21 protein-coding genes, 1 tRNA gene and 1 riboswitch are annotated in these 25,976 nt (G+C 40.0%); of the genes, 12 read left to right on the top strand and 10 right to left on the bottom strand.

Annotated elements, in window-relative coordinates:
• The first annotated feature begins 46 nt into the window (after nucleotides 1–46).
• Nucleotides 47–1,453: a 6-phospho-beta-galactosidase gene (lacG, locus tag I6G42_RS07365; RefSeq protein WP_038805320.1), complete on the top strand. Its 1,407-nt coding sequence runs from the start codon at nucleotides 47–49 to the stop codon at nucleotides 1,451–1,453.
• 39 nt (nucleotides 1,454–1,492) lie between these two features.
• On the opposite strand, the gene I6G42_RS07360 is transcribed toward lacG, so the two are convergent.
• From I6G42_RS07360 to nrdH, 5 genes are all read right to left on the bottom strand, one after another.
• Entirely contained in the window at nucleotides 1,493–2,260 is a 768-nt protein-coding gene (locus I6G42_RS07360) for a DeoR/GlpR family DNA-binding transcription regulator (RefSeq protein WP_038805319.1), read from the bottom strand.
• Between the two features lie 139 nt (nucleotides 2,261–2,399).
• Nucleotides 2,400–3,362: a class 1b ribonucleoside-diphosphate reductase subunit beta gene (nrdF, locus tag I6G42_RS07355; protein WP_000451372.1), complete on the bottom strand. Its 963-nt coding sequence runs from the start codon at nucleotides 3,360–3,362 to the stop codon at nucleotides 2,400–2,402.
• 2 nt (nucleotides 3,363–3,364) lie between these two features.
• Nucleotides 3,365–3,595: a hypothetical protein gene (locus I6G42_RS07350; protein ID WP_038805318.1), complete on the bottom strand. Its 231-nt coding sequence runs from the start codon at nucleotides 3,593–3,595 to the stop codon at nucleotides 3,365–3,367.
• A gap of 59 nt (nucleotides 3,596–3,654) precedes the next feature.
• Nucleotides 3,655–5,814 (bottom strand): class 1b ribonucleoside-diphosphate reductase subunit alpha, encoded by a 2,160-nt coding sequence (nrdE, locus tag I6G42_RS07345; protein WP_038805317.1) that lies wholly within the window; start codon nucleotides 5,812–5,814, stop codon nucleotides 3,655–3,657.
• Nucleotides 5,815–5,895: 81 nt separating this feature from the next.
• Entirely contained in the window at nucleotides 5,896–6,114 is a 219-nt protein-coding gene (nrdH, locus tag I6G42_RS07340; RefSeq protein WP_000259240.1) for a glutaredoxin-like protein NrdH, read from the bottom strand.
• A gap of 674 nt (nucleotides 6,115–6,788) precedes the next feature.
• On the opposite strand from nrdH, the gene I6G42_RS07335 reads away from it, so the two are divergent.
• The 6 genes from I6G42_RS07335 to I6G42_RS07310 all read left to right on the top strand — a co-directional run bounded on the left by I6G42_RS07335 (nucleotide 6,789) and on the right by I6G42_RS07310 (nucleotide 17,445).
• Nucleotides 6,789–8,009 carry an alpha/beta hydrolase family protein gene (locus I6G42_RS07335; RefSeq protein ID WP_038805316.1) on the top strand — a complete coding sequence of 407 codons (1,221 nt, stop codon included), beginning with the start codon at nucleotides 6,789–6,791 and terminating at the stop codon, nucleotides 8,007–8,009.
• A gap of 465 nt (nucleotides 8,010–8,474) precedes the next feature.
• Nucleotides 8,475–8,738, top strand: a complete 264-nt coding sequence (locus tag I6G42_RS07330) for a phosphocarrier protein HPr (protein ID WP_000146948.1) — start codon at nucleotides 8,475–8,477, stop codon at nucleotides 8,736–8,738.
• Between the two features lie 5 nt (nucleotides 8,739–8,743).
• Nucleotides 8,744–10,477 (top strand): phosphoenolpyruvate--protein phosphotransferase, encoded by a 1,734-nt coding sequence (gene ptsP, locus I6G42_RS07325; protein ID WP_038805315.1) that lies wholly within the window; start codon nucleotides 8,744–8,746, stop codon nucleotides 10,475–10,477.
• Between the two features lie 255 nt (nucleotides 10,478–10,732).
• The gene (locus I6G42_RS07320) at nucleotides 10,733–13,270 is read left to right on the top strand and encodes a pneumococcal-type histidine triad protein (protein ID WP_038805314.1); all 2,538 of its coding nucleotides are present in this window, start codon (nucleotides 10,733–10,735) and stop codon (nucleotides 13,268–13,270) included.
• A gap of 196 nt (nucleotides 13,271–13,466) precedes the next feature.
• The gene (locus I6G42_RS07315) at nucleotides 13,467–14,384 is read left to right on the top strand and encodes a metal ABC transporter substrate-binding protein (protein ID WP_038805313.1); all 918 of its coding nucleotides are present in this window, start codon (nucleotides 13,467–13,469) and stop codon (nucleotides 14,382–14,384) included.
• Nucleotides 14,385–14,397: 13 nt separating this feature from the next.
• On the top strand, nucleotides 14,398–17,445 hold the full coding sequence (locus I6G42_RS07310; protein ID WP_050562302.1) for a pneumococcal-type histidine triad protein: 3,048 nt from the start codon (nucleotides 14,398–14,400) through the stop codon (nucleotides 17,443–17,445).
• Nucleotides 17,446–17,481: 36 nt separating this feature from the next.
• On the opposite strand, the gene pepT is transcribed toward I6G42_RS07310, so the two are convergent.
• Complete coding sequence (gene pepT, locus I6G42_RS07305; RefSeq protein WP_038805311.1) at nucleotides 17,482–18,705, bottom strand: peptidase T; 1,224 nt, start codon at nucleotides 18,703–18,705, stop codon at nucleotides 17,482–17,484.
• 152 nt (nucleotides 18,706–18,857) lie between these two features.
• Here pepT and hemH point away from each other — a divergent pair, with 152 nt between their 5' ends.
• Nucleotides 18,858–19,952 carry a ferrochelatase gene (gene hemH / locus I6G42_RS07300; protein ID WP_038805309.1) on the top strand — a complete coding sequence of 365 codons (1,095 nt, stop codon included), beginning with the start codon at nucleotides 18,858–18,860 and terminating at the stop codon, nucleotides 19,950–19,952.
• Nucleotides 19,953–19,999: 47 nt separating this feature from the next.
• Here the strand turns inward: hemH and mscL are convergent, their stop codons facing one another.
• Complete coding sequence (gene mscL, locus I6G42_RS07295; protein WP_000910209.1) at nucleotides 20,000–20,380, bottom strand: large conductance mechanosensitive channel protein MscL; 381 nt, start codon at nucleotides 20,378–20,380, stop codon at nucleotides 20,000–20,002.
• A gap of 84 nt (nucleotides 20,381–20,464) precedes the next feature.
• Nucleotides 20,465–20,896 carry a GtrA family protein gene (locus tag I6G42_RS07290; RefSeq protein WP_038805307.1) on the bottom strand — a complete coding sequence of 144 codons (432 nt, stop codon included), beginning with the start codon at nucleotides 20,894–20,896 and terminating at the stop codon, nucleotides 20,465–20,467.
• 28 nt (nucleotides 20,897–20,924) lie between these two features.
• A riboswitch (PreQ1 riboswitch) is annotated at nucleotides 20,925–21,021 on the top strand.
• Between I6G42_RS07290 and I6G42_RS07285 the strand changes: the two genes are divergently transcribed.
• From I6G42_RS07285 to dapA, 4 genes are all read left to right on the top strand, one after another.
• Nucleotides 21,019–21,528: a QueT transporter family protein gene (locus I6G42_RS07285; RefSeq protein ID WP_000737307.1), complete on the top strand. Its 510-nt coding sequence runs from the start codon at nucleotides 21,019–21,021 to the stop codon at nucleotides 21,526–21,528. Its footprint overlaps the riboswitch before it by 3 nt.
• Nucleotides 21,529–21,632: 104 nt before the next feature.
• Nucleotides 21,633–21,705, top strand: a tRNA-Thr gene (locus I6G42_RS07280).
• 357 nt (nucleotides 21,706–22,062) lie between these two features.
• A complete protein-coding gene (locus tag I6G42_RS07275; protein WP_038805306.1) occupies nucleotides 22,063–23,139 on the top strand; it encodes an aspartate-semialdehyde dehydrogenase in 1,077 nt (358 codons plus the stop codon).
• Nucleotides 23,140–23,195: 56 nt separating this feature from the next.
• Nucleotides 23,196–24,131, top strand: a complete 936-nt coding sequence (gene dapA / locus I6G42_RS07270; RefSeq protein WP_038805305.1) for a 4-hydroxy-tetrahydrodipicolinate synthase — start codon at nucleotides 23,196–23,198, stop codon at nucleotides 24,129–24,131.
• Nucleotides 24,132–24,173: 42 nt separating this feature from the next.
• On the opposite strand, the gene mnmE is transcribed toward dapA, so the two are convergent.
• Nucleotides 24,174–25,547 carry a tRNA uridine-5-carboxymethylaminomethyl(34) synthesis GTPase MnmE gene (mnmE, locus tag I6G42_RS07265; RefSeq protein ID WP_038805304.1) on the bottom strand — a complete coding sequence of 458 codons (1,374 nt, stop codon included), beginning with the start codon at nucleotides 25,545–25,547 and terminating at the stop codon, nucleotides 24,174–24,176.
• A 134-nt stretch (nucleotides 25,548–25,681) separates the two neighbouring features.
• The gene (locus tag I6G42_RS07260; protein ID WP_001117401.1) at nucleotides 25,682–25,864 is read right to left on the bottom strand and encodes a 4-oxalocrotonate tautomerase; all 183 of its coding nucleotides are present in this window, start codon (nucleotides 25,862–25,864) and stop codon (nucleotides 25,682–25,684) included.
• Nucleotides 25,865–25,976: the final 112 nt, after the last annotated feature.

The raw sequence follows: 25,976 nt of genomic DNA, 5'->3' as shown, positions 1-25,976 counted from the left end.
CCAACTATATCTCCATCTCATTTCTATTTCTTGAAAGGTGAATCAAATGACAAAAACACTTCCAAAAGACTTTATCTTTGGCGGAGCAACAGCAGCCTATCAAGCAGAAGGTGCGACCAATACCGATGGTAAAGGACCGGTTGCCTGGGACAAATACCTCAAAGATAACTACTGGTACACTGCTGAACCAGCCAGTGATTTCTACCACAAATACCCAGTTGACCTCAAACTAGCAGAAGAGTATGGTGTCAATGGTATCCGTATTTCAATCGCTTGGTCACGTATCTTTCCAACTGGTTACGGGAAAGTCAATGCCAAGGGAGTTGAGTTCTATCACAAGTTGTTTGCAGAGTGCCACAAACGTCATGTTGAGCCCTTTGTAACTCTTCATCACTTTGATACGCCAGAAGCTCTACATTCAAATGGAGATTTCCTGAATAGAGAAAACATTGATCACTTTGTGGATTATGCAGCCTTCTGTTTTGAAGAATTTCCTGAAGTTAACTTTTGGACAACCTTTAATGAAATTGGGCCAATTGGTGATGGTCAATACTTGGTTGGGAAATTCCCTCCAGGTATTCAGTACGACCTTGCCAAAGTCTTCCAATCTCATCACAATATGATGGTGTCGCATGCGCGTGCAGTCAAGCTATATAAAGATAAAGGCTATAAAGGTGAAATTGGTGTGGTTCACGCCCTGCCTACCAAGTATCCTCTGAATCCTGAAAATCCTGCAGATGTCCGTGCAGCCGAGTTGGAAGATATTATCCATAACAAGTTTATCCTAGACGCGACTTATCTAGGACGATATTCCGAAGAAACCATGGAAGGTGTCAACCATATCTTAGCAGTCAATGGTGGAAGCTTAGATCTGCGTGAAGAAGACTTCGTAGTCCTAGAATCTGCAAAAGACTTGAACGACTTTCTTGGAATCAATTACTATATGAGTGATTGGATGCAAGTCTTTGATGGAGAAACTGAAATTATCCATAATGGTAAGGGTGAGAAAGGAAGCTCTAAATACCAAATCAAAGGCGTTGGTCGTCGTGTAGCTCCTGATTATGTCCCACGTACCGATTGGGATTGGATTATCTATCCTCAAGGTTTGTATGACCAAATTATGCGAGTGAAGAAAGATTATCCTAACTACAAGAAGATTTACATCACTGAAAATGGACTTGGTTATAAAGATGAGTTTGTGGATGGGACAGTCTACGATGATGGACGGATTGATTATGTTAAGAAACATATGGAAGTGATTGCAGATGCCATCTCTGATGGAGCCAATGTCAAAGGCTACTTTATCTGGTCGCTGATGGATGTCTTTTCTTGGTCAAATGGTTACGAAAAGCGTTATGGACTCTTCTATGTTGATTTTGAAACTCAGGAGCGCTATCCAAAGAAATCGGCTCACTGGTACAAGAAACTAGCTGAGACACAATTTATTGATTAAAATTCAACAAAAATTCCCCACCAAAAGGTAGGGGAATTTTTATGGTTTTGATAAAAGAATGGTTGTTTGTTTCGACAGTTCTTCAAATGTCTCCTGACTCAGTTTGGAATCTGAAACGATGGTATCAATCTCTGAGATATTGTAAAAAGTGTAAAAATCAAACTTATTAAACTTACTGTGGTCTGCCAGTAAGTATTTTTTATTGGCATTGTTCAAGGCGATTCGCTGTACCTCGCCCTCTTCTTCACTGAAAGTAGCAATTGCCTTATCCTTAATACCATTACAACTTACAAACGCCTTAGAAAACTGAAGGTTGGTCAAATCCTGCAAGGTAAGTGTCCCCACAAAAGCACCAGTGATGGAGCGATAATTTCCACCAATCAAAATCAGATCTGTTAGTTTTCGTTCGTTTAGGATGAGAAAAACAGGAAGACTGTTTGTTACAACACGAATATTATCAATTGGGAGTTCACGAGCAAAGCATTCTAAGGTCGTACCTGGTCCAATAAAAATAGTCTCACCTTCGTCAATCAAATGACCCGCAAAACGGCTAATTTCTTGTTTTTCAGCAATCTGCAAGCCTTGTTTTTCGACATTTGAGCGTTCGTTGCTTAAGAGAGAACCTGTACGAAGTTTTTCAGCGCCACCGTGCACACGAACCAGCAAATCCTTATCTGCCAATTCTTGTAAGTATCGACGGGCTGTCATATCTGACACATCAAGACTATCCATAATCTCTTTTACAGTAATAGTGCCTTTTGTGTTTACTGCTTCTAGAATACTATCTAGTTTTTCTTGCTTTAGCATCCTTATCACCTCGATTTCTACTATTATTATCTTACCATAAAATTCTCAATCATTCAAATAGAAAAAAACAAAATAAAACAAAAACAAAAATATCATGGTTGTTTTAAACAAACCATGATATTTTGAATGATTGGCCAAATTAGTCTAAACCGTAGTTGTAATCCTCGTCTTGCATGGCTTCAACTTCACCAAGGAGGTAACCATTTCCGACTTGAGAGAAGAAGTCGTGGTTAGAAGTTCCTGTTGAAATTCCGTTCATAACGATTGGATTGACATCATCAGCTGAATCTGGGAAGAGCGGGTCTTGTCCTAGGTTCATAAGGGCCTTATTGGCATTGTAACGAAGGAAAGTTTTAACTTCCTCAGTCCAGCCAACACCGTCATAGAGGCTTTCTGTATAGCCCTCTTCGTTCTCGTAGAGGGTATAGAGCAGGTCGTACATCCATTCTTTGAGCTTTTCTTGCTCTTCTTCAGGTAATTCGTTGAAACCAAGTTGGAATTTGTAACCAATATAAGTTCCATGAACAGACTCATCACGGATGATCAGTTTGATGATTTCCGCAACGTTGGCCAGTTTGTTGTTACCGAGATAGTAGAGGGGGGTAAAGAAACCAGAGTAGAAGAGGAAGGTTTCAAGGAAAACACTGGCAACTTTCTTTTCAAGTGGGCTACCATTGAGATAGATTTCATTGATAATTTCCGCTTTTCTTTGTAGGTAGGGGTTAGTGTTGGTCCATTCAAAGATTTCTTCGATTTCAGCCTTGGTATTCAAGGTTGAAAAGATAGAAGAATAGGATTTTGCGTGGACAGATTCCATAAATTGGATGTTATTGAAAACAGCTTCCTCATGTGGTGTACGGATGTCTGCGCGAAGTGCTTGAACCCCTGTTTCAGATTGCATGGTATCCAAAAGGGTCAAACCACCAAAGACTTTTCCAACCAAGTCTTTTTCTTTGTTTGATAATTTTCTCCAGTCGTCTAGGTCATTTGACAAGGGGATACGCGTATCGAGCCAGAATTGCTCCGTCAGCTTTTCCCAAGTTGATTTGTCGATGACATCTTCGATGGCATTCCAGTTAATGGCTTTGTAGTAAGTTTCCATGTTTATAATCTCTCGTTTTTTTGAATTCTTTTTTGAGACAAATACTTTCCTGCTACTGAACTACCTTTTCGTAGTGCATCAGAAGCTATTGTATTAGTTTCGTTTTCTAAAGTTTCTTTTTCTTTTTTAAGATAGGATATTCTCTTTTTATCTTGTGAGTGTAACTCATTTAAAACAGAGTTTTCAAATCTCAATCTATCATATTCTCTTTTCTTTTTACTGAATCCAAACATATACTTCTCTCCTAATTTGAAAAGTTAAGCTGTAAATTTGAACAATTTAGAATAAAAAATTAAATCACACAGCTTTCACATTGGTTAGCACCGACTTCTCCACCGTCGTCTGTAAAGGTACGGACGTAGTAGATAGACTTGATCCCCTTGTTAAAGGCATAGTTACGAAGGATAGACAAGTCACGTGTTGTTTGTTTGTTTTCTTTCTTCCATTCGTAAAGACCTTTTGGAATGTCGCTACGCATGAAGAGAGTGAGTGAAAGTCCTTGGTCCACGTGTTCAGTTGCAGCCGCGTAAACATCAATCACCTTACGCATATCCATGTCGTAGGCAGAAGTGTAGTAAGGAATCGTTTCTGTTGACAAACCTGCAGCAGGATAGTAGATCTTACCGATTTTCTTCTCTTGGCGTTCTTCGATACGTTGCGTAATCGGGTGGATAGAAGCCGAAACATCATTAATGTAGCTGATAGAACCATTTGGCGCTACAGCAAGACGGTTTTGGTGGTAAAGACCATCTGCTTGAACCTTTTCGCGAAGTTCAGCCCAGTCAGCAGCGCTTGGAATAAAGACATCTTTAAAGAGTTCTTTAACACGGTCTGATTTTGGAACAAATTCGCCAGTTACATACTTATCGAAGTAGCTTCCGTTAGCATAGTCTGATTTTTCAAAGTTGTGGAAGGTGATACCACGTTCGCGCGCAATATTGTTTGACTCCACCAAGGTCCAGTAGTTCATAAGCATAAAGTAGATGCTTGTAAATTCAATTGACTCAGGAGATCCGTATTCGATGAGTTGTTGGGCAAGGTAACTATGAAGTCCCATGGCACCAAGGCCAAAGGTGTGAGCCAAACTGTTTCCGTGGTCGATAGTAGGAACAGCTACTATGTGTGAACTATCTGTAACGAAAGTCAAAGCACGAACCATAGCACGGATAGAACGACCAAAGTCTGGTGAGGTCATCATGTTGACCACGTTTGTTGATCCAAGGTTACATGAAACGTCCGTTCCCATTTGAAGGAATTCCTGAGCATCGTTGATCAAGCTTGGTTCTTGAACTTGAAGAATCTCAGAACACAAGTTACTCATGATAATCTTACCATCAACTGGATTTGCACGGTTAGCCGTATCAATGTTGACTACATAAGGGTAACCAGACTCTTGTTGCAATTTAGAGATTTCAGTTTCCAAATCACGCGCTTTGATTTTTGTCTTGCGGATATTTGGATTTGCAACCAATTCATCGTATTTCTCAGTGATGTCGATGTAGTTGAACGGCACACCATATTCAAGCTCTACAGAGTATGGGCTAAAGAGATACATTTCTTCATTTTTTCGAGCCAATTCGTAGAATTTATCGGGTACTACAACACCGAGTGAAAGGGTCTTAACCCGAACTTTTTCATCAGCATTTTCTTTCTTGGTTGAAAGGAAAGCGATGATGTCAGGGTGAAAGACGTTGAGGTAGACAACCCCAGCACCTTGACGTTGCCCGAGTTGGTTTGAGTAAGAGAAGCTGTCTTCAAAAAGCTTCATAACTGGTACGACACCAGAAGCAGCACCTTCATAACCTTTGATAGGAGCTCCGGCTTCACGAAGGTTGCTGAGGGAAATTCCCACACCACCACCGATACGTGAAAGTTGAAGAGCTGAGTTGATGGAACGTCCGATAGAGTTCATATCATCAGTCACCTGAATCAAGAAACAGGATACCAACTCCCCACGACGAGCACGTCCAGCATTCAAGAAGGAAGGAGTAGCAGGTTGGTAGCGTTGGTGGATGATTTCATTGGCAATATCAGTCGCAATCGCCTCATCACCGTCAGCGAAATAAAGCGCATTAAAGAAGACGCGGTCTTCCATGCTTTCAAGGTAATATTCACCGTCATTAGTTTTCAAGGCGTACTGATTGTAAAACTTGTAGGCAGCCATGAATGATTTGAATTGGAAGTTTTGATCCTTGATAAATTGATGCAATTCTTCCAAAAACTCTGGACGGTACTTCTTGAGAAATGCAGTTTCGATATAGTTATGTTCAATGAGGTAGTTGATTTTATCAGTGATTGAATCAAAAACCATGGTATTTGGAACCACATTTTCTTTAAAGAAGGCATCCAAGGCATCCTTATCTTTATGAAGCATGATTTGTCCATTAACAGGACGGTTGATTTCGTTATTGAGACGGAAGTAAGTTACGTCCTCAAGATGTTTTAATCCCATAAAATTTCCCTTATCTAATTACAAAAGAAAGGCTTCTAAGTTAGCCCTAGAAGCGAGTTTCTTCTGGATGATGTACTAAGATTATGCTAATTGTTTCAGTTTTCCTGGTTGGAAGCCTGAAAAGACTTCAGTTGGTGTTTGGATAACAGGAGCAGCACTGAAACCGAGCTCTTTAACTTGATCGATATACTCAGGTTGCTCGTCGAGATTGATCTCACGATAAGCGACATTGTTGCTATCCAAGAAACGTTTGGTCATTTTACATTGTACACAATTATTTTTAGAATAAACCGTTACCATTTCGTAACTCCTCATAAAATTTGATTACTTTCTTAGTATATCAGAAAAAAAAACTTTGTCAAACTTTTTAAACTAAATCTTGTGCCTAAAAGTTACAGTTTTAAAATTAAAATACAAGATATAGTGGTTTTTGAAAGAAGTTGAAAATAGCAAAAATCGTAAGAGCATGAATAAGTTTAGCGGAGACAATGCTTTAACAAAACTGAAACTGTAATATTAATGAAAAAAAGAAAGTCTCTGCACAAGATGTCCCTATATTTTGTATTAAAATATTTAAAAGATAACTAAAATGAAGATGTTAGATTATACTGCATTCATCCAAATAGATTATGAATTTCGTATTCTTGATAGAGAGTATATAACTGTAATTTTTGGGAAGTATTCGCTTTATGTGGTATACTAGTAGTGACCATAGAACTTATAGATAGGAATAAATTTAAAAATGAAGCTATGAAAAGAGTTTATAGCGATTACGATATTTAGGTATATAGACTATTTAAAAAATATAAAAGACAGTAGATGAGTTAGATAAATGTTGAATATGCAAAAACTATTAGAATAGAGTTATTCACTTTAGAAACTTATACTTACTGTGGAAATATATAGTATAATGTTGTTAGGGAAATAGGATTAATAGATTAATAAATGAAAGAATGCAAATCAGGAGGTGCGTAGTGAAAGAAAACGAGGTTATTTTAAAACGGCAATCTACTCGCGTATTTTTTAAGAATGGGGATACGGATTTTTTCTTTAATTGGTTGCTAGGAATCGGTGAAGTTTTTGGCTTCTCTCATGGAGAGCTGTATTATCTTGCTCAAAAGTTAGGTAATTCACCAAAACCTGATGACTGGAAAAATGAGTTTTTATCACATGTGAACTATCTTGAACAAAAGGTTAGTAATTTAGGTTTGAGTGAACAAACAAAGGCGCAGTATTATCTCGCACAGACCTACTCACTTCGATCGGCAATCCAGTTTACTGATCCATTTTCTGCCGAATACTTACCTATCGTTTGTCAAATGGAGAAGGCGTTCTCTAGTGCAATTCATTCACTAGGTACACCGATTGAAAAACTAACTATTGCTTATCAGGATTCCTACTTGCCTGGTTATTATCTTCATAGCGGTGATAATTGCCCAACGCTGATTATGATCGGTGGAGGTGATACTTATCGCGAAGATTTATTTTATTTTGCAGGATATCCTGGATGGATACGAAATTATAATGTTTTAATGGTTGATCTTCCTGGTCAAGGGAGCAATCCTAGTAGAGGGCTAATCTTTGGTGTGGATGCCTCTATTCCAATTTCATTATGCATAGACTGGTTGGAAAATAGAAATCCTAAACTAAATTATTTAGCCATTTATGGTGTCAGCGGAGGGGGATATTTTACCGCACAAGCTGTCGAAAAGGATCCAAGAATTCATGCTTGGATTGCTAGTACCCCTATTTACGACGTTGCAGAGCTCTTCAGAAAAGAATTCGGATCAAGTTTGAAAGCACCTAGTTGGTTAATAAATGCCATTTTAAAATTAGCTGGAAATTTGAATGAATCAGCAAATTTGAATCTTAAAAAGTATGCATGGCAGTTTGGTACTTCTGATTTTAAGAGTGCTATTGATGATGTATTTAACTATGCAAAGATTGTAGATTATCAAAAAATTCAATGCCCATGCCTGTTTATCATGGGAAAGGGTGAGGGTGCTGAACTGCAGCATCAAACTAAGGTAATTTATGAATCACTTAAATCTAAAAATCAACAAACTAAACTTCAAGTATTTGAGGCGGAAAGTGGTGCGGACGCTCATTGCCAAGTCAATAATTTAAGACTCGCCCATAATGTCGTTTTTGATTGGTTGGATACTTTATTTGAATGGAATCAATCAAAGTTTTAGTTCTACTTATACTATTTAGATATATCTACATTTTTACTGTTAGGTGCTACAAGCCTATTTTACTTTAAGTAGCAAATTGAATAAATTCTCTACTGTTGATGGTAAGAGTAGGTTTTAGAATTTCAGTATTTGATGAAGTCTTTTCAAATAATAGGTTGGCTGAGTTATATTAATTATAACTAAATAGTATTATTTTTTTCATTATTTACTAGGATTGTCTTCTGATTGATATTAAGAGAAAATAGCTTTGAAAATTGAATTTTGATGATAACATTTTTGAACAATTAGTGTTTAGATATGCTATTTAATTGCTAGAGTGCTCATTATAATAGAAAAAGAAGTAATTTCATTTTCAGTAAAAGTCCATAAAATACTTGAAAAATTATCTTGAAGATGATATAATACAGTCTTGTAAGGGTTATCACATATAACTCAAAAAGAAAACACTTAAAGGAGAGTCAAACTATGGCTTCTAAAGATTTCCACGTAGTGGCAGAAACAGGTATTCACGCACGTCCAGCAACATTGTTGGTTCAAACAGCTAGCAAATTTGCTTCAGATATCACTCTTGAGTACAAAGGTAAATCAGTAAACCTTAAATCTATCATGGGTGTCATGAGTCTTGGTGTTGGCCAAGGTGCTGACGTTACAATTTCAGCTGAAGGTGCAGATGCTGACGACGCAATCGCTGCTATCACTGAAACTATGGAAAAAGAAGGATTGGCATAAGGAAAATGACAGAAATGCTTAAAGGAATCGCAGCATCTGACGGTGTTGCAGTTGCAAAAGCATATCTACTCGTTCAACCGGATTTGTCATTTGAGACTGTTACAGTCGAAGATACAAACGCAGAAGAAGCTCGCCTTGATGTCGCTCTACAAGCATCACAAGACGAGCTTTCTGTTATTCGTGAGAAAGCAGTAGGTACGCTAGGGGAAGAAGCAGCTCAAGTTTTTGACGCTCACTTAATGGTTCTTGCTGACCCAGAAATGATTAGCCAAATCAAGGAAACAATCCGTGCGAAGAAAGTGAATGCAGAAGCAGGTCTGAAAGAAGTGACAGACATGTTTATCACTATCTTTGAGGGCATGGAAGACAACCCATACATGCAAGAACGTGCAGCGGATATCCGCGACGTGACAAAACGTGTATTGGCAAACCTCCTTGGTAAAAAATTGCCAAACCCAGCTTCTATCAATGAAGAAGTGATCGTCATTGCACATGACTTGACTCCTTCTGATACAGCTCAATTGGACAAAAACTTTGTTAAAGCTTTTGTAACCAACATCGGTGGACGTACAAGCCACTCAGCTATCATGGCACGTACACTTGAAATTGCAGCAGTATTGGGGACAAACAACATCACTGAAATCGTTAAAGATGGTGACATTCTTGCCGTTAACGGTATCACTGGTGAAGTGATTATCAACCCAACTGATGAGCAAGCGGCAGAATTCAAGGCTGCTGGTGAAGCTTATGCGAAGCAAAAAGCTGAATGGGCACTTTTGAAAGATGCTAAAACAGTAACTGCTGATGGCAAACACTTTGAATTGGCTGCCAATATTGGTACTCCAAAAGACGTTGAAGGTGTCAATGCCAACGGTGCCGAAGCTGTAGGTCTTTACCGTACAGAGTTCTTGTACATGGATTCTCAAGACTTCCCAACAGAAGACGAGCAGTACGAAGCTTACAAGGCTGTACTTGAAGGAATGAACGGTAAACCTGTTGTCGTTCGTACAATGGATATCGGTGGAGATAAGGAACTTCCTTACTTTGATATGCCTCACGAAATGAACCCATTCCTTGGATTCCGTGCCCTTCGTATCTCTATTTCTGAAACTGGAGATGCTATGTTCCGTACACAAATCCGCGCCCTTCTTCGTGCGTCTGTTCACGGTCAATTGCGTATCATGTTCCCAATGGTTGCGCTCTTGAAAGAATTCCGTGCAGCGAAAGCAGTCTTTGACGAAGAAAAAGCAAACCTTCTTGCTGAAGGTGTTGCAGTTGCGGATAATATCCAAGTTGGTATCATGATCGAGATTCCTGCAGCGGCTATGCTTGCAGACCAATTTGCTAAAGAAGTTGACTTCTTCTCAATTGGTACAAACGACTTGATCCAATACACAATGGCAGCAGACCGTATGAACGAGCAAGTTTCATACCTTTACCAACCATATAACCCATCAATCCTACGCTTGATCAACAATGTTATCAAAGCAGCTCACGCTGAAGGTAAATGGGCTGGTATGTGTGGTGAGATGGCTGGTGACCAACAAGCTGTTCCACTCCTTGTCGGAATGGGCTTGGATGAGTTCTCTATGTCAGCAACATCTGTACTTCGTACACGTAGCTTGATGAAGAAACTTGACACAGCTAAGATGGAAGAGTACGCAAACCGTGCCCTTACAGAATGCTCAACAATGGAAGAAGTTCTTGAACTTCAAAAAGAATACGTTAATTTTGATTAATTGAAAAGCCCTTGCAACTAAGTTGCAGGGACTTTTTTTGATATTTTTAAAAGAATTTTCAAGCTAATCTTTCTTATATAAAGTCCAATCTTGAGAAAATTGTGGTCAGAATAAAAAAGTACTTAACTGGTTCATAAAATTCTTGACAAGCTGCAAATTTAGGAGTAAACTATTAACCAGTTAAGTACTAGAGAGGAGTTTCTGCAATTTAGAAATGAATTGCAACTAGAAATATCAAAAAGAAAGAGAGTTTCGATGAAAATTAATAAAAAATACCTAGCTGGTTCTGCGGCAGCTTTGATGTTAAGTGTCTGTTCTTATGAATTGGGACTGTATCAAGCCAGAACGGTCAAGGAAAATAATCGTGTTTCCTATATAGATGGAAAACAGGGTGCGCAAAAAACGGAGGATCTAACTCCTGATGAGGTCAGTAAAAAAGAAGGCATTAATGCCGAACAAATCGTCATCAAGATAACTGATCAAGGTTATGTCACTTCACATGGAGACCACTATCATTATTACAATGGGAAGGTCCCTTATGATGCTATCATCAGTGAAGAGTTGCTGATGAAGGATCCAAACTACCAGCTCAAGGACGAAGATATTGTCAGTGAAATCAAGGGTGGTTATGTAATCAAGGTGGACGGAAAATACTATGTTTACCTTAAGGATGCAGCCCATGCGGATAATGTCCGTACAAAAGAAGAAATCAATCGGCAAAAACAAGAGCATAGTCAGCATCGTGAAGGAGGAACTTCAGCAAACGATGGTGCGGTAGCCTTGGCACGTTCACAGGGACGCTACACCACAGATGATGGTTATATCTTTAATGCCTCTGATATCATTGAAGATACTGGCGATGCTTATATCGTTCCTCATGGCAATCATTACCATTACATTCCTAAGAGTGAGTTATCAGCCAGCGAATTGGCTGCCGCAGAAGCCTTTCTATCTGGTAGAAGTGGTCAATCAAACACTGCTACTTATCGCCGTACCAACAACAGTACCAGCAGCGATGTAGATAGATGGACCCCATCCTATAATAATCAAGGTAGTGGCTATACGAACACAAACACGGCTAACAACAGTAACAGTAGCGACGATAGCCAAGCAAGTCAAAGTGATGACATTGATAGTCTTTTAAGACAGCTCTACAAACTGCCTTTGAGCCAAAGACATGTGGAATCTGATGGCCTTGTTTTCGACCCAGCGCAAATCATAAGTCGAACAGCTAGAGGTGTAGCTGTACCTCATGGGAACCATTACCATTTCATCCCTTATTCACAGATGTCTGAATTGGAAGAACGAATCGCTCGCATCATCCCGCTTCGCTATCGTTCAAATCATTGGGTGCCGGATACAAGACCAGAACAACCAAGTCCACAACCGACTCCGGAACCTAGTCCAAGCCCGCAACCTGCACCAAATCCTCAACCATCTCCAAGCAATCCAATTGACGAAAAATTGGTCAAACAGGCGGTTCGAAAAGTAGCTAATGGCTATGTATTTGAGGAAAATGGAACATCTCGTTATATTCCTGCCAAGGAATTATCAGATGAAACTACTGCAGCCATTGATAGTAAGCTAGCCAAGCAAGAAAGTTTAGCTCATAAGCTCGGAGCTAAGAAAACCAATCTCCCATCTGGTGATCGAGGATTTTACAATAAGGCTCATGATTTTCTAGCAAGAATTCATCAGGACTTACTTGATAATAAAGGTCGTAAAGTTGATTTTGACGCTTTGGATAAACTGTTGGAACGTTTAAATGATGAAAGCAGTGATAAAGTTAAGTTGGTCGAAGATATACTTGCATTTCTAGCACCGATTCGTCATCCAGAACGTCTAGGAAAACCAAATGCGCAAATAGCTTACACAGATGATGAGATTCAAGTAGCCAAGTTGGCAGGCAAGTATACAACAGAAGATGGCTATATCTTTGATCCTCGTGATATCACCAGTGATGAGGGGGATGCCTATGTAACTCCGCATATGACCCACAGTCATTGGATTAAGAAAGATAGTTTGTCTGAAGCTGAAAGAGCAGCGGCCCATGCTTATGCTAAAGAGAAAGGTTTGACTCCTCCTTCAACAGACCATCAGAATCCAGGAAATACGGAGGCTAAAGGAGCAGAAGCTATCTACAACCGCGTGAAAGCAGCTAAGAAGGTGCCGCTTGATCGTATGCCTTACAATCTCCAACATACCGTGGAAGTTAAAAACGGTAGTTTAATCATTCCTCATTATGATCATTACCATAACATCAAATTTGAGTGGTTTGACGAAGGACTTTATGAGGCACCTAAGGGGTATAGTCTAGAAGATCTCTTTGCGACTGTCAAGTACTATGTCGAACATCCAAACGAACGTCCGCATTCAGATAGTGGTTGGGGAAATGCAAGTGACCATGTTCAAAGAAACCAAAATGGCCAAGCTGATACCAATCAAACGGAAAAATCAAACGAGGAGAAACCTCAGACAGACAAACCTGAGGAAGAAAATCCACGCGAAGAAAAACCGCAAAGCGAGAAACCAGAATCTCCAAAACCAACTGAGGAGCCGGAAGAAGAATCACCAGAGGAAGCAGAAGAACCTCAGGTCGAGACTGAAAAGGTTGAAGCGAAGTTGAGAGAGGCTGAAGAGTTACTTGCAAAGATCCAAGACCCCATTATCAAGTCCAATGCCAAAGAAACTCTCACTGGCTTAAAAAATAACCTGCTATTTGGTGCTCAGGACAACAATACCATTATGGCTGAAGTTGAAAAGTTGTTGGCATTGTTAAAGGAGAGCAACTAAACCTACCCCAATTTTCTAACTCCTAAAAACAGGATAGGAGAGCTAGAAAAGATAAAATCGAAAAATGAGAGCAGAATGTAAGTTCTAGTTCTCATTTTTTTCATGAAAATATGCAAAATATCTTGACATATAGTGTAAATAAAGATAAACTATTTACTAGTTAATTAAACGGTTAAATACTAGTTAAGGAGTAATGATGAAAAAAAGAACATTTCTATTATTAATGGCAGGTCTGTTGGTTTTTGTCTTAGGAGCATGTAGCCAAAAAGAAAAACAAGAAGCAAAAGGGATGAAGATTGTAACAAGTTTTTACCCAATCTATGCCATGGTAAAAGAGGTATCAGGTGATTTGAATGATGTTCGGATGATTCAGTCAAGTAGTGGAATTCACTCATATGAACCTTCAGCGAATGACATTGCTGCCATCTATGATGCGGATGTCTTTGTCTACCACTCTCATACGCTCGAATCTTGGGCTGGAAGTCTAGATCCTAACTTGAAAAACTCAAAAGTTAAGGTTTTAGAAGCTTCTGAAGGAATGACGTTGGAGCGTGTTCCAGGTTTGGAAGATGTAGAAGCTGGTGACGGTATTGATGAAAAAACACTCTATGACCCACATACTTGGTTAGATCCTGAAAAAGCAGGAGAAGAAGCGCAGATTATTGCAGATAAGTTGTCTGAATTAGATAGTTCTAATAAGGAAACATATCAAAAAAATGCCAAGAAATTTATCGCTAAAGCCCAAGAATTGACTAAGAAATACCAGCCTATTTTTGAAAAAGCGAGTCAAAAGACTTTTGTTACGCAACACACAGCCTTTTCTTATCTCGCTAAGCGATTTGGACTTAATCAACTTGGTATTGCAGGTATCTCTCCCGAACAAGAGCCAAGTCCGAGACAGTTGACAGAAATCCAAGAATTTGTCAAAACCTACAAGGTTAAAACTATCTTTACTGAGAGCAACGCTTCTTCTAAAGTTGCTGAAACCTTGGTCAAATCAACAGGAGTTAGTCTAAAGACACTCAATCCTTTAGAAGCAGATCCTGAAAATGACAAAACATACTTAGAAAATCTAGAAGAAAATATGAATGTTCTTGCAGAAGAATTAAAATGAGGAGATGATGAAAATGAAGAAGAAATACCTTGTAGCAGGATCGGCTCTAGTCCTTTCCTTAAGTCTTTGTATCTATGCATTGAACCAACATCAGGTAGAAGGAAACAAAGATAATAACCGTGTGTCTTATATTGATGGGAAGCAAGACTCTCAAAAAACAGAGACCAAGACACCAGATCAAGTTAGCAAAAAAGAAGATATTCAGGCAGAACAAATTGTTGTGAAAATTACCGATCAAGGTTATGTGACTTCACACGGTGATCATTTCCATTATTACAATGGTAAAGTTCCTTTTGACGCGATTTTCAGCGAAGAACTGTTGATGAAAGATGCTAATTATCAACTGAAAGATGCTGATATTGTCAACGAAATCAAAGGTGGCTACATTATCAAGGTGGATGGCAAGTATTATGTCTACCTTAAAGATGCGGCTCATGCTAATAATGTTCGTACGAAGGACGAAATTGAGCGCCAAAAACAAGGTCATACTCACGATGTACCAACTTCTAACAGTGCAGTGGCGCTTGCTCAATCGCAAGGACGCTATACCACCGATGATGGTTACATCTTTAATCCATCTGATATTATAGAGGATACTGGAGATGCTTATATTGTCCCTCATGGTGGACATTACCACTATATTCCAAAGAGTTCCTTGTCTGCTAGTGAATTGGCTGCGGCCCAAGCCTACCTCTCTGGAACTAGAAAACAAGAAAGTGTGACTGACTATCGTCCTAGTTCAAACGAGACTGGTCAAACTAGCAATCTTAGTCAAGAAGCTGAAAGACCAAGCACTCAAGCGGAGAGTCTTCAGAGTCTATTGCAACAGCTCTATTCTCTTCCACGTACTCAACGTTATGCTGAATCAGATGGATTGATTTTTGACCCTGCTAAGATTTCAAGTAGAACGCCGAGTGGTGTGGCGATTCCTCACGGAAATCACTATCATTTCATCCCATATACAAAGCTTTCTGCCTTGGAAGAAAAGATTGCGCGTATGATTCCTTTATCTAGCGACAGTGGGAAGCCAACACCTTTGGAAAATCCAAGCAAACCAGGAGAGCATCCAGCTCAACCAAATCATCCTCATGACCAAGACGGTGACCATGGAAGTCAGGATACCAACCATGAAGACCATGACCACGATGGAGAGGAGCATGACCACCATCACGGTGAAGACCATGATCACGGCTTTGCAGCTGACCGTGTTATTAGTGAAGATGAGCAAGGGTTTGTAGTTTCTCATGGAGATCACGCTCATTATTTCTTTAAGAAGGACTTGACTGCAGCTCAAATCAAAGCTGCCCAAGATCACTTGAAAGAAAATCATCAGTCTCAGCACGTTCAACCACTTGCAAAGACTGTGGAAAGTTTCTCAAGAGATGCTAGCGATGAAGAAAAAATCAAGTATATCTCACAGACCTACGGAGTACCGCTCGAAGCAATTCGCATTTCAAATGGATTCTTTGTCTTTGGAAATCCGGATCAAGCCTATGATCCAACCCATATCCATCCCTATGCTGTTCGTAAGGAACATGTTCGTATTCCACTTCAAACTGGGAATCCAGAACTTGATTTCCTAAATGAACTTTATACCACTGCCTTACGCGACAATGTTTCTCCTTATAGTTTACAGGTAGAAAATGGTAGTTTTGTGATTCCTCATGGTGACCATAATCACTACATCAAGGTTCAAACCAAGGGATATGAGGTAGCATTAAAGAACAAGATTCCTACCTTACAATCAAGCTATCAGCCGGGAGCTTTTGACGAACAAACTGTTCTTTCTAAAGTTGATCAACTTTTAGCGGAAAGTAGAGGTTTCTATAAAGACCAACCTATCATGCAGAGACGAGTTGAACTTGCTTTGGGTCAATTTACCGAGAACATGAAAAAACTGGCGACCAACTCAACTGCTGGATACCTAGCAGCCTTGGATCTCTTTGATAAACAGTATATCCATGTGGATCAAAGTGTGGCACCAGTTGAAACTTCACCTTTAGATAAGAAGTACCAAGCCCTTGTAGATAAGATCAATACACTGGATACGGACACTTATGGCTTGCCTAAGAAGGATCTTTTGGTACATTTGCAGGAAGCAAAACTAGCACAAGATGAGACAGAGTTGGATGCGATTGAAGCGAAACTTCAAGCCTTGCAAGATTTCCGTGATCGTACAGGAGTAACAACAGTAGAGTACATCAAGTATTTCTATGAACATGTATCTGATGGTCGTCTCAGAGAAGAACTTCGGAACCGTGTTGCCAAATTGACATGGGAACTTTACCAGTCACAATCCTTCCTCAAAGCGACCGACTTAAACAAGTTATTCCCAACTATTTACCAAACTAAGCTAGAAGTAGAAGAGGCTCTCAAAGAAGAACCTGTTTCTACAAAAGCTGGTAAGACTATTCTAGATACGGAAAAAGTAGATAGTCAAACTGCTAAGACAGCCATCTATGAATTCCTAAAAGAACTCTACGGTGATTTTATGCCAGAAGAGCGGGTTAACTATGTTAAGAAGGAAGAAGTGGATGCTCTTCTAACAAAAGCTGCTCAACTCCTAGCACGTGTCAAAGAAGATGGTGTTAAACAATCCCTAGCTGAAGAAGCAGCTAATATCAAAGCGGCTACTGAAAAGGAAAATGCGGACCTTGACGAAGCTAAAACACAACTTGAGGATCTTTTAAATCGTATTGCAGCGACTATCCAACGAGAGAAAAAAGAAGCAGAACAAGATCCGCAAACCGTGATCATCTACCAAAAACTCTATAATGTCTTGCTCTCTCTTCACAAGTACTTAGAGGATAACAAAGGATCCGATGCTGACTTTGAACGTGTCGATGCCCTATTTGATCAACTTGCAGCCAAAAGCAGTGATAAAGAAGGCCTCCTCACTCTAGCTAAAGAAATCATTAGCTTGAACCAGGAACTCCGTTCAAAAGCAAGTAAAACTGATAGCCAATCTAAGTCTGAGAAAGACAGTGAAACAGCTGCTTCTCAAGCGACAGAAAAGCAAGCGCAAAGTGAGTCTGAGACAAGTGCTCAACCAAATGAATAAAAAGAAAGGCGAAGTAGCTGAGCTACCTCGTCTTTTTTAGTCTTTATAAGATACAATGCCAATGATGGTATCCACCGCACGCTCCATAGTCTGAAGGCTCACGTATTCAAAACGTCCATGCATGTTTTCACCACCAGCAAAGATATTTGGAGTTGGGATTCCCATAAAGGAAATCTTAGAGCCATCTGTTCCACCACGGATTGGTTCGATAATTGGCGTGATACCTAAATCTTCCATAACAGCCTTAGCAATGGTAACAGGCGTCATGTCTTTCTCAATGACTTCCTTCATATTGTAGTACTGGTCTGTCAGAGTTAAAGTCACGCGATCATTCCCAAGCTCTTGATTCATCTTGTCAGCGATGACTTGCATAGCTGCTTTACGTGTTTCAAAGGTATCCTTTTCAAAATCGCGAATGATGTAGCTTGCACGCGCCTCCTCGACACTACCTGACACATCCATAAGATGATAGAAACCTTGGTAGCCATCTGTCAGTTCAGGTCGGTCACTCTCTGGAAGTTGATTATGAAAATCAATTGCTAGCTGGAGAGCATTGACCATTTGACCTTTAGCAGTACCAGGGTGGACATTGCGGCCTTGGAAATGCAATTCAGCAGCAGCTGCTGAGAAAGTCTCGTACTGAAGCTCCCCTAGTGGGCCACCATCAACAGTATAGGCAAAGTCAACGTCAAAGTCTTCAGCATCAAAATTGTTAGCTCCAACACCGATTTCTTCATCTGGTCCAAAACCAACTCGAATCTCACAGTGTTTGATTTCGGGATGAGCAGTCAGATATTCAATAGCAGTCATAATCTCAGCAATACCAGACTTGTCATCAGCACCTAGCAAGGTCGTTCCATCTGTTGTGATGAGTGTTTGTCCTGGATATTTCTCAAGGCTCTTGAAATCAGCAGGATCGAGTTTAAATCCAGAATCACCTAAGTCGATAGCTCCACCATCGTAATTTTCGATGACTTGCGGATTAACTCCCTCAGCATTAAAGTCAGCAGTGTCCATGTGGGAGATGAAGCCAATCTTGCGTGTCAAGCTGGGATCATTAGCTGGTAAGGTTCCAATAGCAAAACCATTTGGTAAGTAGTAGACATTTTGCAAACCAACACGTTTCATTTCAGGAATAAGAACGTTGGTCGCAAAATCTACCTGACTTTGCGTACTTGGAGTAGTAGTAGAGTGTTCATCAGAACGCGTATTGACCTTAACGTAGGTCAAAAAACGTTCTAAAAGGTTCGGGTAATTCATAAAAACTCCTTTAATATCATTTTTTTCATTGTATCATAGAATGGAGAGAAAGACAAAGAGAAGTAAATAAAAATAAAATGAATGAAAGCGTTTATTTATGATATATTTCATGGTACAATGGTAATTGAAAAAAATATCACAAGGACATATCAATGAAAAAAGCAATTTTAATGATGACATTCGGTTCACCAGAAGAGATTACCTTTGAGAGTGTGGCGGATTTTTTTACCAATATTCGTCGTGGAGTTAGACCCGAAGATCACGAGATTCAGACTCTCTATGACAACTATGTTCGTATAGGTGGAACACCGCTTCAGAGGATTACACGTGAGGAGGTCAGTCTAGTCAAGGAACGGTTAGGAGAAGAGTATGGCATCTACTTTGCCAACAAATTTTCTCGGCCCTTTATCCCTGATGTGATCAAGCAGATGGAGGCTGATGGTGTTGAAGAGTGTATTTGTTTGATTTTAGAACCACATTATTCCTTCTACTCGGTTATGGGGTATGAGAAGTTTCTGGAAAGTCAGCAGATCCGGTTTTTAGTCATTAAGGATTGGTATCAGCAACAGTCTTTGCTGGACTTTTGGACAGATGAGATTAGCAAAATTTTACGAAACGATGTGGGAGAAGAGTCCTTTAAGGTAATCTTCTCAGCTCACAGTGTTCCAATTTTTGCCTTGGACTTTGGAGATCCTTATATCGATCAGATTTTTGATAATAGCAAGTTGATAGCAGAGCAACTCAGTCTAACAGCCGACCAGTATACCAATACTTGGCAGAGCGAGAGTGATATTGGAATCCCTTGGATTAAGCCAGATGTCTTAGAATATTTGCGAGAACAAAAGCAACATCCAGAGCATTATATCTTTGTCCCGATTAGCTTTATCAGTGAACATATCGAAGTTCTTTTTGATAATGATGTAGAATGTTATGAATTATGTCGAGAATTAGGTGTAACCTATCATCGTCCACCTATGCCAAACACAGACTCTCGTTTAATTGACGCTTTAGTTGATACTATAAGAGCCAATGAGCACAAAGAATTTAAGGAATTTCTCCCAGAAGAAGAAACCTTTGACGAGCTAGCTCCGTCAGCTACCACTAAGGATATTATGGAGGAGACGGACGACCTCCAAATGCCAGAATTTGTCAAAAAACTGATTGAGAAAAAAGGCCGTGAAAATGTGAAGATGCCTTACTTAATTAAGAAAATGCTCGAAAAGGCTGGTAAATTGCCGAAAGAGTAAAGAGTAAAGAAAAAGGATTTAGCATGAAGCTAGATCCTTTATTTGTCTTATTTTTTCTCAAGAAGAGCTTTGATTTCTTGAAGGACTTCAAGTTCAGTTGGAGCAGCAGGTGTATCTTCAGCTGGCTCTTCTTTCTTAGTAAGGTTTTGAGCTTTTTCAACAGCTTTGATAACGAAGAAAAGAACAGTACCAATCACTAAGAAGTTGATAACAGCACTCAAGAAGCTACCGTAACCAACACCATTCCATGAAAGTTCAGCGATACGTTCTACGTTCGCCGCTTTCAAAGCTGGGTTCAAGATAAGTGGAGTGATGATGTCATTTACAAGTGAAGTAACGATAGCACCAAAAGCAGAGGCGATGATCACACCAACAGCGAGGTCAACGACATTACCGCGAAGCAAAAATTCTTTAAGATCTTTTAACATTTTCATAATTTCCTTTCAAAAACTAATCTTAATTGTACCTGAAATAGCTAAATATTGCAACCTTAATGCTTAATGACATCCATTTCATTTATAAAAAACGTATACTTTACTAAAAATATAGTTAAGAATGATAATCAAAACCTGCGCAATTAGCGTTTCGATGGTATTGACCTGATCTAGTTGATCGTTGACAAATTGCCCGATAATATCGGGATAAGATGTAACAAAGATATAAGTTAAAAGAACGTCAAGACCAAGAGTAGAGAGACGAGCTAAGAAAAACTTAGCCAGGCGAGTCGGCCAATTTCTTCTCTCTTGTTTAAAGACGATAGTGTCATTTGTGAGAAAGGCAAAGAGAATCCCAATGATATTTGCAAGAGCAGTCGCTAGGATTTCCTGATGGCTGATATGGTAAATAACCAAACGTGATAAAATCGAGACCAAAGTAGTAGCGCCACCGAAAAATAAGTAGGAGAGGATTTCGTTATCGAAGAATGCTCTTATTAGTTTTTTCATGATTTTAGTATAGCATAAAGCTAGCTATTGTGCTATACTAGTAAGGTTGATAATCTCAACCCTTGGTGCTTAGCTTCTTTCACCAAGCATATTTTACGCGGGAAACCGCCAAAGGAGAAAACATGAAAAAATTAACTGTTCGTGACATGGCAGATATTGCTATCGTTGCTGCTATCTATGTGGTTTTGACCATCACCCCACCCCTTAATGCCATTAGCTACGGTGCCTACCAGTTCCGTATTTCTGAGATGATGAATTTCTTGGCCTTTTACAATCCCAAATATATCATCGGTGTGACGATTGGTTGTATGATTGCTAATTTCTTTAGCTTTGGTCTAATAGATGTCTTTGTCGGTGGGGGCTCTACCCTAGTTTTCCTAAGTCTAGGTGTATGGCTCTTTAGCAAGTACAAGAAAGACTATCTGTTCAATGGTTTGATTCGAAAAGATCATTTCTTCTTTTCAATCCTCTTCTCAATTTCAATGATTACCATTGCAGCAGAACTCTATATTGTTGCAGAAGCTCCATTCTTCTTTACATGGTTCTCTACGGGGATTGGTGAGTTTGCATCACTCATCGTAGGTGCTATTTTAATCGGAAAATTAGGACGCCGAATTGATCTAACAAGATAAGAAGTTTATAAGCTAGATTCTTGCTAAATCTAGCTTTTTTCATTCCATAAATTAAAAGAGAGCGCTTGACAAGAACTAGGAACTATAGTATACTTTTTAGGTAAGCTGATTTAGCTCAGTTGGCAGAGCGCATCCATGGTAAGGATGAGGTCGCCGGTTCAATCCCGGCAATTAGCATGATAGAGACAAAATGACCTTGGGAGACCAAGGCTTTTCTTATCTACCTGTATAAATGAAGCAAAGAGTTTTGTCTGTTGACAAAAGTGACTCTATCTAGTAGAATAGTAGTTGCGATGAGTCGATAGGTAGTCTTCGGACTGCTATTGAGCATAAGGAGGTCATAACGCAGGAGCGGACCTTGATGAGTTGTGTGAACCTGCTCATCACATGAAGATGCCTCTTAGTCCCTGGTCGAATGGCTAGGGATTTTTAATTTTCAGAAAATATAGTCTAAAAATACTTTTCAATTTCTGTAAAAAGTAGTATAATACATCTATTATAGAAATTTTTAGAAAATTCCGAAAGAGGTTATTTATGGGATATACAGTTGCTGTAGTCGGCGCGACAGGTGCTGTCGGAGCTCAGATGATAAAAATGTTGGAAGAATCAACACTTCCAATTGATAAAATCCGTTTACTTGCTTCTGCACGTTCAGCAGGCAAAACTTTGAAATTTAAAGACCAAGATATTACGATTGAAGAAACGACTGAGACAGCTTTTGAGGGTGTTGATATTGCTCTCTTTTCAGCAGGTGGTTCGACATCAGCTAAGTATGCACCATACGCAGTTCAAGCTGGAGCGGTAGTAGTGGATAACACATCTTACTTCCGCCAAAATCCAGATGTACCTTTGGTTGTTCCAGAGGTCAATGCTCATGCACTTGATGCCCACAACGGGATTATTGCCTGTCCTAACTGTTCGACAATCCAAATGATGGTGGCGCTTGAGCCTGTTCGTCAAAAATGGGGCTTGGATCGTATCATCGTTTCAACTTACCAAGCAGTTTCAGGTGCTGGTATGGGTGCTATTCTTGAAACCCAACGTGAACTTCGTGAAGTTTTAAATGATGGTGTGAATCCACGTGATTTGCATGCGGAAATCTTGCCTTCAGGTGGTGACAAGAAACACTATCCTATCGCCTTTAATGCTCTTCCACAAATCGATGTCTTCACTGACAATGATTACACATACGAAGAGATGAAGATGACCAAGGAAACGAAGAAAATCATGGAAGATGATAGCATTGCAGTATCTGCAACCTGTGTACGTATTCCAGTCTTGTCAGCTCACTCTGAGTCTGTTTACATCGAAACAAAAGAAGTGGCACCAATCGAAGAAGTCAAAGCATCCATCGCAGCCTTTCCAGGTGCTGTTCTTGAGGATGACGTAGCGCATCAAATCTATCCTCAAGCTATCAACGCTGTTGGCTCGCGTGATACCTTCGTAGGTCGTATCCGTAAAGACTTGGATTCAGAAAAAGGAATCCACATGTGGGTTGTTTCAGATAACCTCCTCAAAGGTGCTGCTTGGAACTCAGTTCAAATCGCTGAAACGCTTCACGAACGTGGATTGGTTCGCCAAACAGCTGAGTTGAAATTTGAATTAAAATAGTCATATCGTTTAGGAGTTCAGATGAACTCCTTCTTTGAAATAGAGAGGTGTTTCTCATGTCTTATCAAGATTTAAAAGAGTGTAAAATCATCACAGCCTTTATTACCCCTTTCCATGAGGATGGTTCCATTAACTTTGATGCCATTCCAGCCTTGATTGAGCATTTATTGGCCCATCATACAGACGGAATTCTTCTTGCAGGGACGACTGCTGAGAGTCCAACCTTGACTCACGATGAAGAGTTGGAACTCTTTGCGGCTGTGCAAAAGGTTGTCAATGGACGCGTTCCTTTGATTGCGGGTGTAGGTACCAATGATACACGTGACTCGATCGAGTTTGTCAAAGAAGTCGCAGAATTTGGCGGCTTCGCTGCTGGTCTTGCTATCGTACCCTATTACAATAAACCTTCTCAAGAAGGCATGTATCAGCACTTTAAAGCGATTGCGGATGCCTCAGATTTGCCTATTATCATTTATAACATTCCAGGGCGTGTGGTTGTCGAATTGACTCCAGAAACCATGCTTCGTTTGGCTGACCATCCAAATATCATCGGTGTCAAAGAATGTACGAGCTTGGCTAATATGGCTTACTTGATTGAACACAAGCCAGAAGAATTTTTGATTTATACAGGTGAAGATGGGGATGCCTTCCATGCCATGAACCTTGGTGCGGATGGGGTTATTTCTGTTGCATCCCATACAAATGGGGATGAGATGCACGAGATGTTCACTGCTATTGCAGAAAGCGATATGAAGAAAGCAGCTGCTATTCAGCGCAAGTTCATTCCTAAGGTCAATGCGCTCTTCTCTTATCCAAGTCCTGCTCCTGTTAAAGCAGTACTTAACTACATGGGATTTGATGCTGGACCAACTCGTTTGCCATTAGTTCCAGCACCAGAAGAAGATGCCAAACGCATTATCAAGGTCGTTATTGACGGCGACTATGAGGCAACAAAGGCAACTGTAACAGGTGTCTTAAGACCAGATTACTAATAAAGACTATAAAATCCATGACCAAATGATCATGGATTTTTCTTATTTTCCTAAACAGAATTGGCTAAAGAGTTGTGTAATGAGTTCATCAGGAGCAGCATCCCCAGTGATTTCTCCGAGAATTTCCCAAGTACGGGTCAAGTCAACTTGCAACAAATCAACTGGCATCCCCAGTTCAAGACCTTCGTTAACAGCTTGTAAGCTTTCAACGGCCTTTTCAATCAAGGAAATATGACGAGCGTTAGACAAGTAAGTGGCATCTTGCTCGACTAGACCAGCATTTTCAAAGAAGAGATTGTTGATGCGCTCTTCAATTTTATCGATGTTTTGGTTTTTAAGGACTGAAATACGGATGACATCTTCAGGTAGTTCCGAAGTTTCAATCGCTTCAGGCAGATCAGTTTTGTTAAGCAGAATAATGCGATTAGTATCTTGGCTGATTTCTAAGAGTTGGCGGTCTTGGGCGGTCAGAGGTTCGCTAGCATTTAGCACTAGTAGAACCAAGTCAGCTTCCTTGAGGGCTTTTCTAGAACGTTCGACACCGATTTGTTCCACGATATCATCTGTTTCCCGTATACCGGCTGTATCAATCAATTTGAGAGGAACCCCGTTAATGTTGACGTATTCTTCGATAACATCTCGGGTAGTACCAGCAATATCTGTAACGATGGCCTTGTCCTCACGCAAGAGGTTGTTGAGGAGGCTGGATTTTCCAACGTTGGGACGTCCGATGATAGCAGTTAAAATTCCCTCACGAAGGATTTTACCACGACGAGCTGTTCTAAGGAGATTGGTTAGCAATTGTTCAAACTCCATAGTCTTCTCGCGGACAACAGCAGTAGTAGCTTCCTCAACATCATCATACTCAGGATAGTCGATATTGACCTCTACTTGGGCAAGCGTATTGAGGATTTCTTGGCGAGTATTGTTAATGAGCTCAGATAGGGAACCGTCTAGTTGTTTGACTGCGATATTCATAGCCTTGTCTGTCTTGGCACGGATGATGTCCATCACCGCCTCAGCCTGTGTTAAGTCCACACGACCGTTTAGAAAGGCACGCTTGGTAAATTCACCCGGTTCAGCCAATCGAGCTCCTTCACGGATAGCTAGTTGGAGAATTTCATTGGTTACCGCAATCCCACCGTGAGTGTTAATCTCGATAATATCCTCACGAGTGAAGGTCTTTGGAGACTTCATAGCTCCAACCATAACTTCGTCCATGACCTTCCCTGTCTGCGGGTCAATAATGTGACCGTAGTTGAGGGTATGGCTTGCAACCTTGCTCAAGTCTTTTCCTTTGAAAATCTTTTGCGCAATAGCAAAACTGTCAGTTCCACTCAGGCGGACAATCCCGATTGCCCCTTCTCCGAGAGGTGTGGAGATAGCGGCTATGGTGTCAAATTCACGTGTAATCATACTAATTCCTTTTGTATTTCTTTTTTTAGGATATGTATCCAAGCATCTCTTCAAATTGTAACAAAATTAGACTGTTTCTTCAATGGATGCTACTTGGAGATTGAAAAAGCCTAAGCAATTCTGCTTAAGCTAGATTATTTGGTGCGCATTTCCCCTTGAGGGAAGTAGGTTCCTTCTGGCATGTCGTTGATGATGACATGAACGGCTGATTGAGGGGCTCCAGTGTTACGGACAACAGCTTCCGTTACTTCCTTAGCAAGAGCTTTTTTTTGCTCGAGCGTGCGTCCTTCAAATAAATCGATGCGTACAAATGGCATAATAGCTTCCTCCACTAGTTTTTGATTTCTTCTATTTTACCACATTTTGCCGTTTAAAGCTTCAGAAAATTATGATATACTAGAATGTAGCAAAAATTTAGAAATGGACGTG

Origin of the sequence: Streptococcus oralis (genome assembly GCF_016028255.1) — a bacterium.
In the GTDB taxonomy this organism is placed as follows: Bacteria; Bacillota; Bacilli; order Lactobacillales; family Streptococcaceae; genus Streptococcus; species Streptococcus oralis_AC.
This window is presented reverse-complemented; position numbering and strand designations above follow the sequence as displayed.

What these genes read in the sequence shown, in the direction of transcription:
- lacG (WP_038805320.1), top strand. Translation starts at nt 47, where the DNA reads ATGACAAAAACACTTCCAAAAGACTTTATCTTTGGCGGAGCAACAGCA.
- I6G42_RS07360 (WP_038805319.1), bottom strand. Translation starts at nt 2,260, where the DNA reads ATGCTAAAGCAAGAAAAACTAGATAGTATTCTAGAAGCAGTAAACACA.
- nrdF (WP_000451372.1), bottom strand. Translation starts at nt 3,362, where the DNA reads ATGGAAACTTACTACAAAGCCATTAACTGGAATGCCATCGAAGATGTC.
- I6G42_RS07350 (WP_038805318.1), bottom strand. Translation starts at nt 3,595, where the DNA reads ATGTTTGGATTCAGTAAAAAGAAAAGAGAATATGATAGATTGAGATTT.
- nrdE (WP_038805317.1), bottom strand. Translation starts at nt 5,814, where the DNA reads ATGGGATTAAAACATCTTGAGGACGTAACTTACTTCCGTCTCAATAAC.
- nrdH (WP_000259240.1), bottom strand. Translation starts at nt 6,114, where the DNA reads ATGGTAACGGTTTATTCTAAAAATAATTGTGTACAATGTAAAATGACC.
- I6G42_RS07330 (WP_000146948.1), top strand. Translation starts at nt 8,475, where the DNA reads ATGGCTTCTAAAGATTTCCACGTAGTGGCAGAAACAGGTATTCACGCA.
- ptsP (WP_038805315.1), top strand. Translation starts at nt 8,744, where the DNA reads ATGACAGAAATGCTTAAAGGAATCGCAGCATCTGACGGTGTTGCAGTT.
- I6G42_RS07320 (WP_038805314.1), top strand. Translation starts at nt 10,733, where the DNA reads ATGAAAATTAATAAAAAATACCTAGCTGGTTCTGCGGCAGCTTTGATG.
- I6G42_RS07315 (WP_038805313.1), top strand. Translation starts at nt 13,467, where the DNA reads ATGAAAAAAAGAACATTTCTATTATTAATGGCAGGTCTGTTGGTTTTT.
- I6G42_RS07310 (WP_050562302.1), top strand. Translation starts at nt 14,398, where the DNA reads ATGAAGAAGAAATACCTTGTAGCAGGATCGGCTCTAGTCCTTTCCTTA.
- pepT (WP_038805311.1), bottom strand. Translation starts at nt 18,705, where the DNA reads ATGAATTACCCGAACCTTTTAGAACGTTTTTTGACCTACGTTAAGGTC.
- hemH (WP_038805309.1), top strand. Translation starts at nt 18,858, where the DNA reads ATGAAAAAAGCAATTTTAATGATGACATTCGGTTCACCAGAAGAGATT.
- mscL (WP_000910209.1), bottom strand. Translation starts at nt 20,380, where the DNA reads ATGTTAAAAGATCTTAAAGAATTTTTGCTTCGCGGTAATGTCGTTGAC.
- I6G42_RS07290 (WP_038805307.1), bottom strand. Translation starts at nt 20,896, where the DNA reads ATGAAAAAACTAATAAGAGCATTCTTCGATAACGAAATCCTCTCCTAC.
- I6G42_RS07285 (WP_000737307.1), top strand. Translation starts at nt 21,019, where the DNA reads ATGAAAAAATTAACTGTTCGTGACATGGCAGATATTGCTATCGTTGCT.
- I6G42_RS07275 (WP_038805306.1), top strand. Translation starts at nt 22,063, where the DNA reads ATGGGATATACAGTTGCTGTAGTCGGCGCGACAGGTGCTGTCGGAGCT.
- dapA (WP_038805305.1), top strand. Translation starts at nt 23,196, where the DNA reads ATGTCTTATCAAGATTTAAAAGAGTGTAAAATCATCACAGCCTTTATT.
- mnmE (WP_038805304.1), bottom strand. Translation starts at nt 25,547, where the DNA reads ATGATTACACGTGAATTTGACACCATAGCCGCTATCTCCACACCTCTC.
- I6G42_RS07260 (WP_001117401.1), bottom strand. Translation starts at nt 25,864, where the DNA reads ATGCCATTTGTACGCATCGATTTATTTGAAGGACGCACGCTCGAGCAA.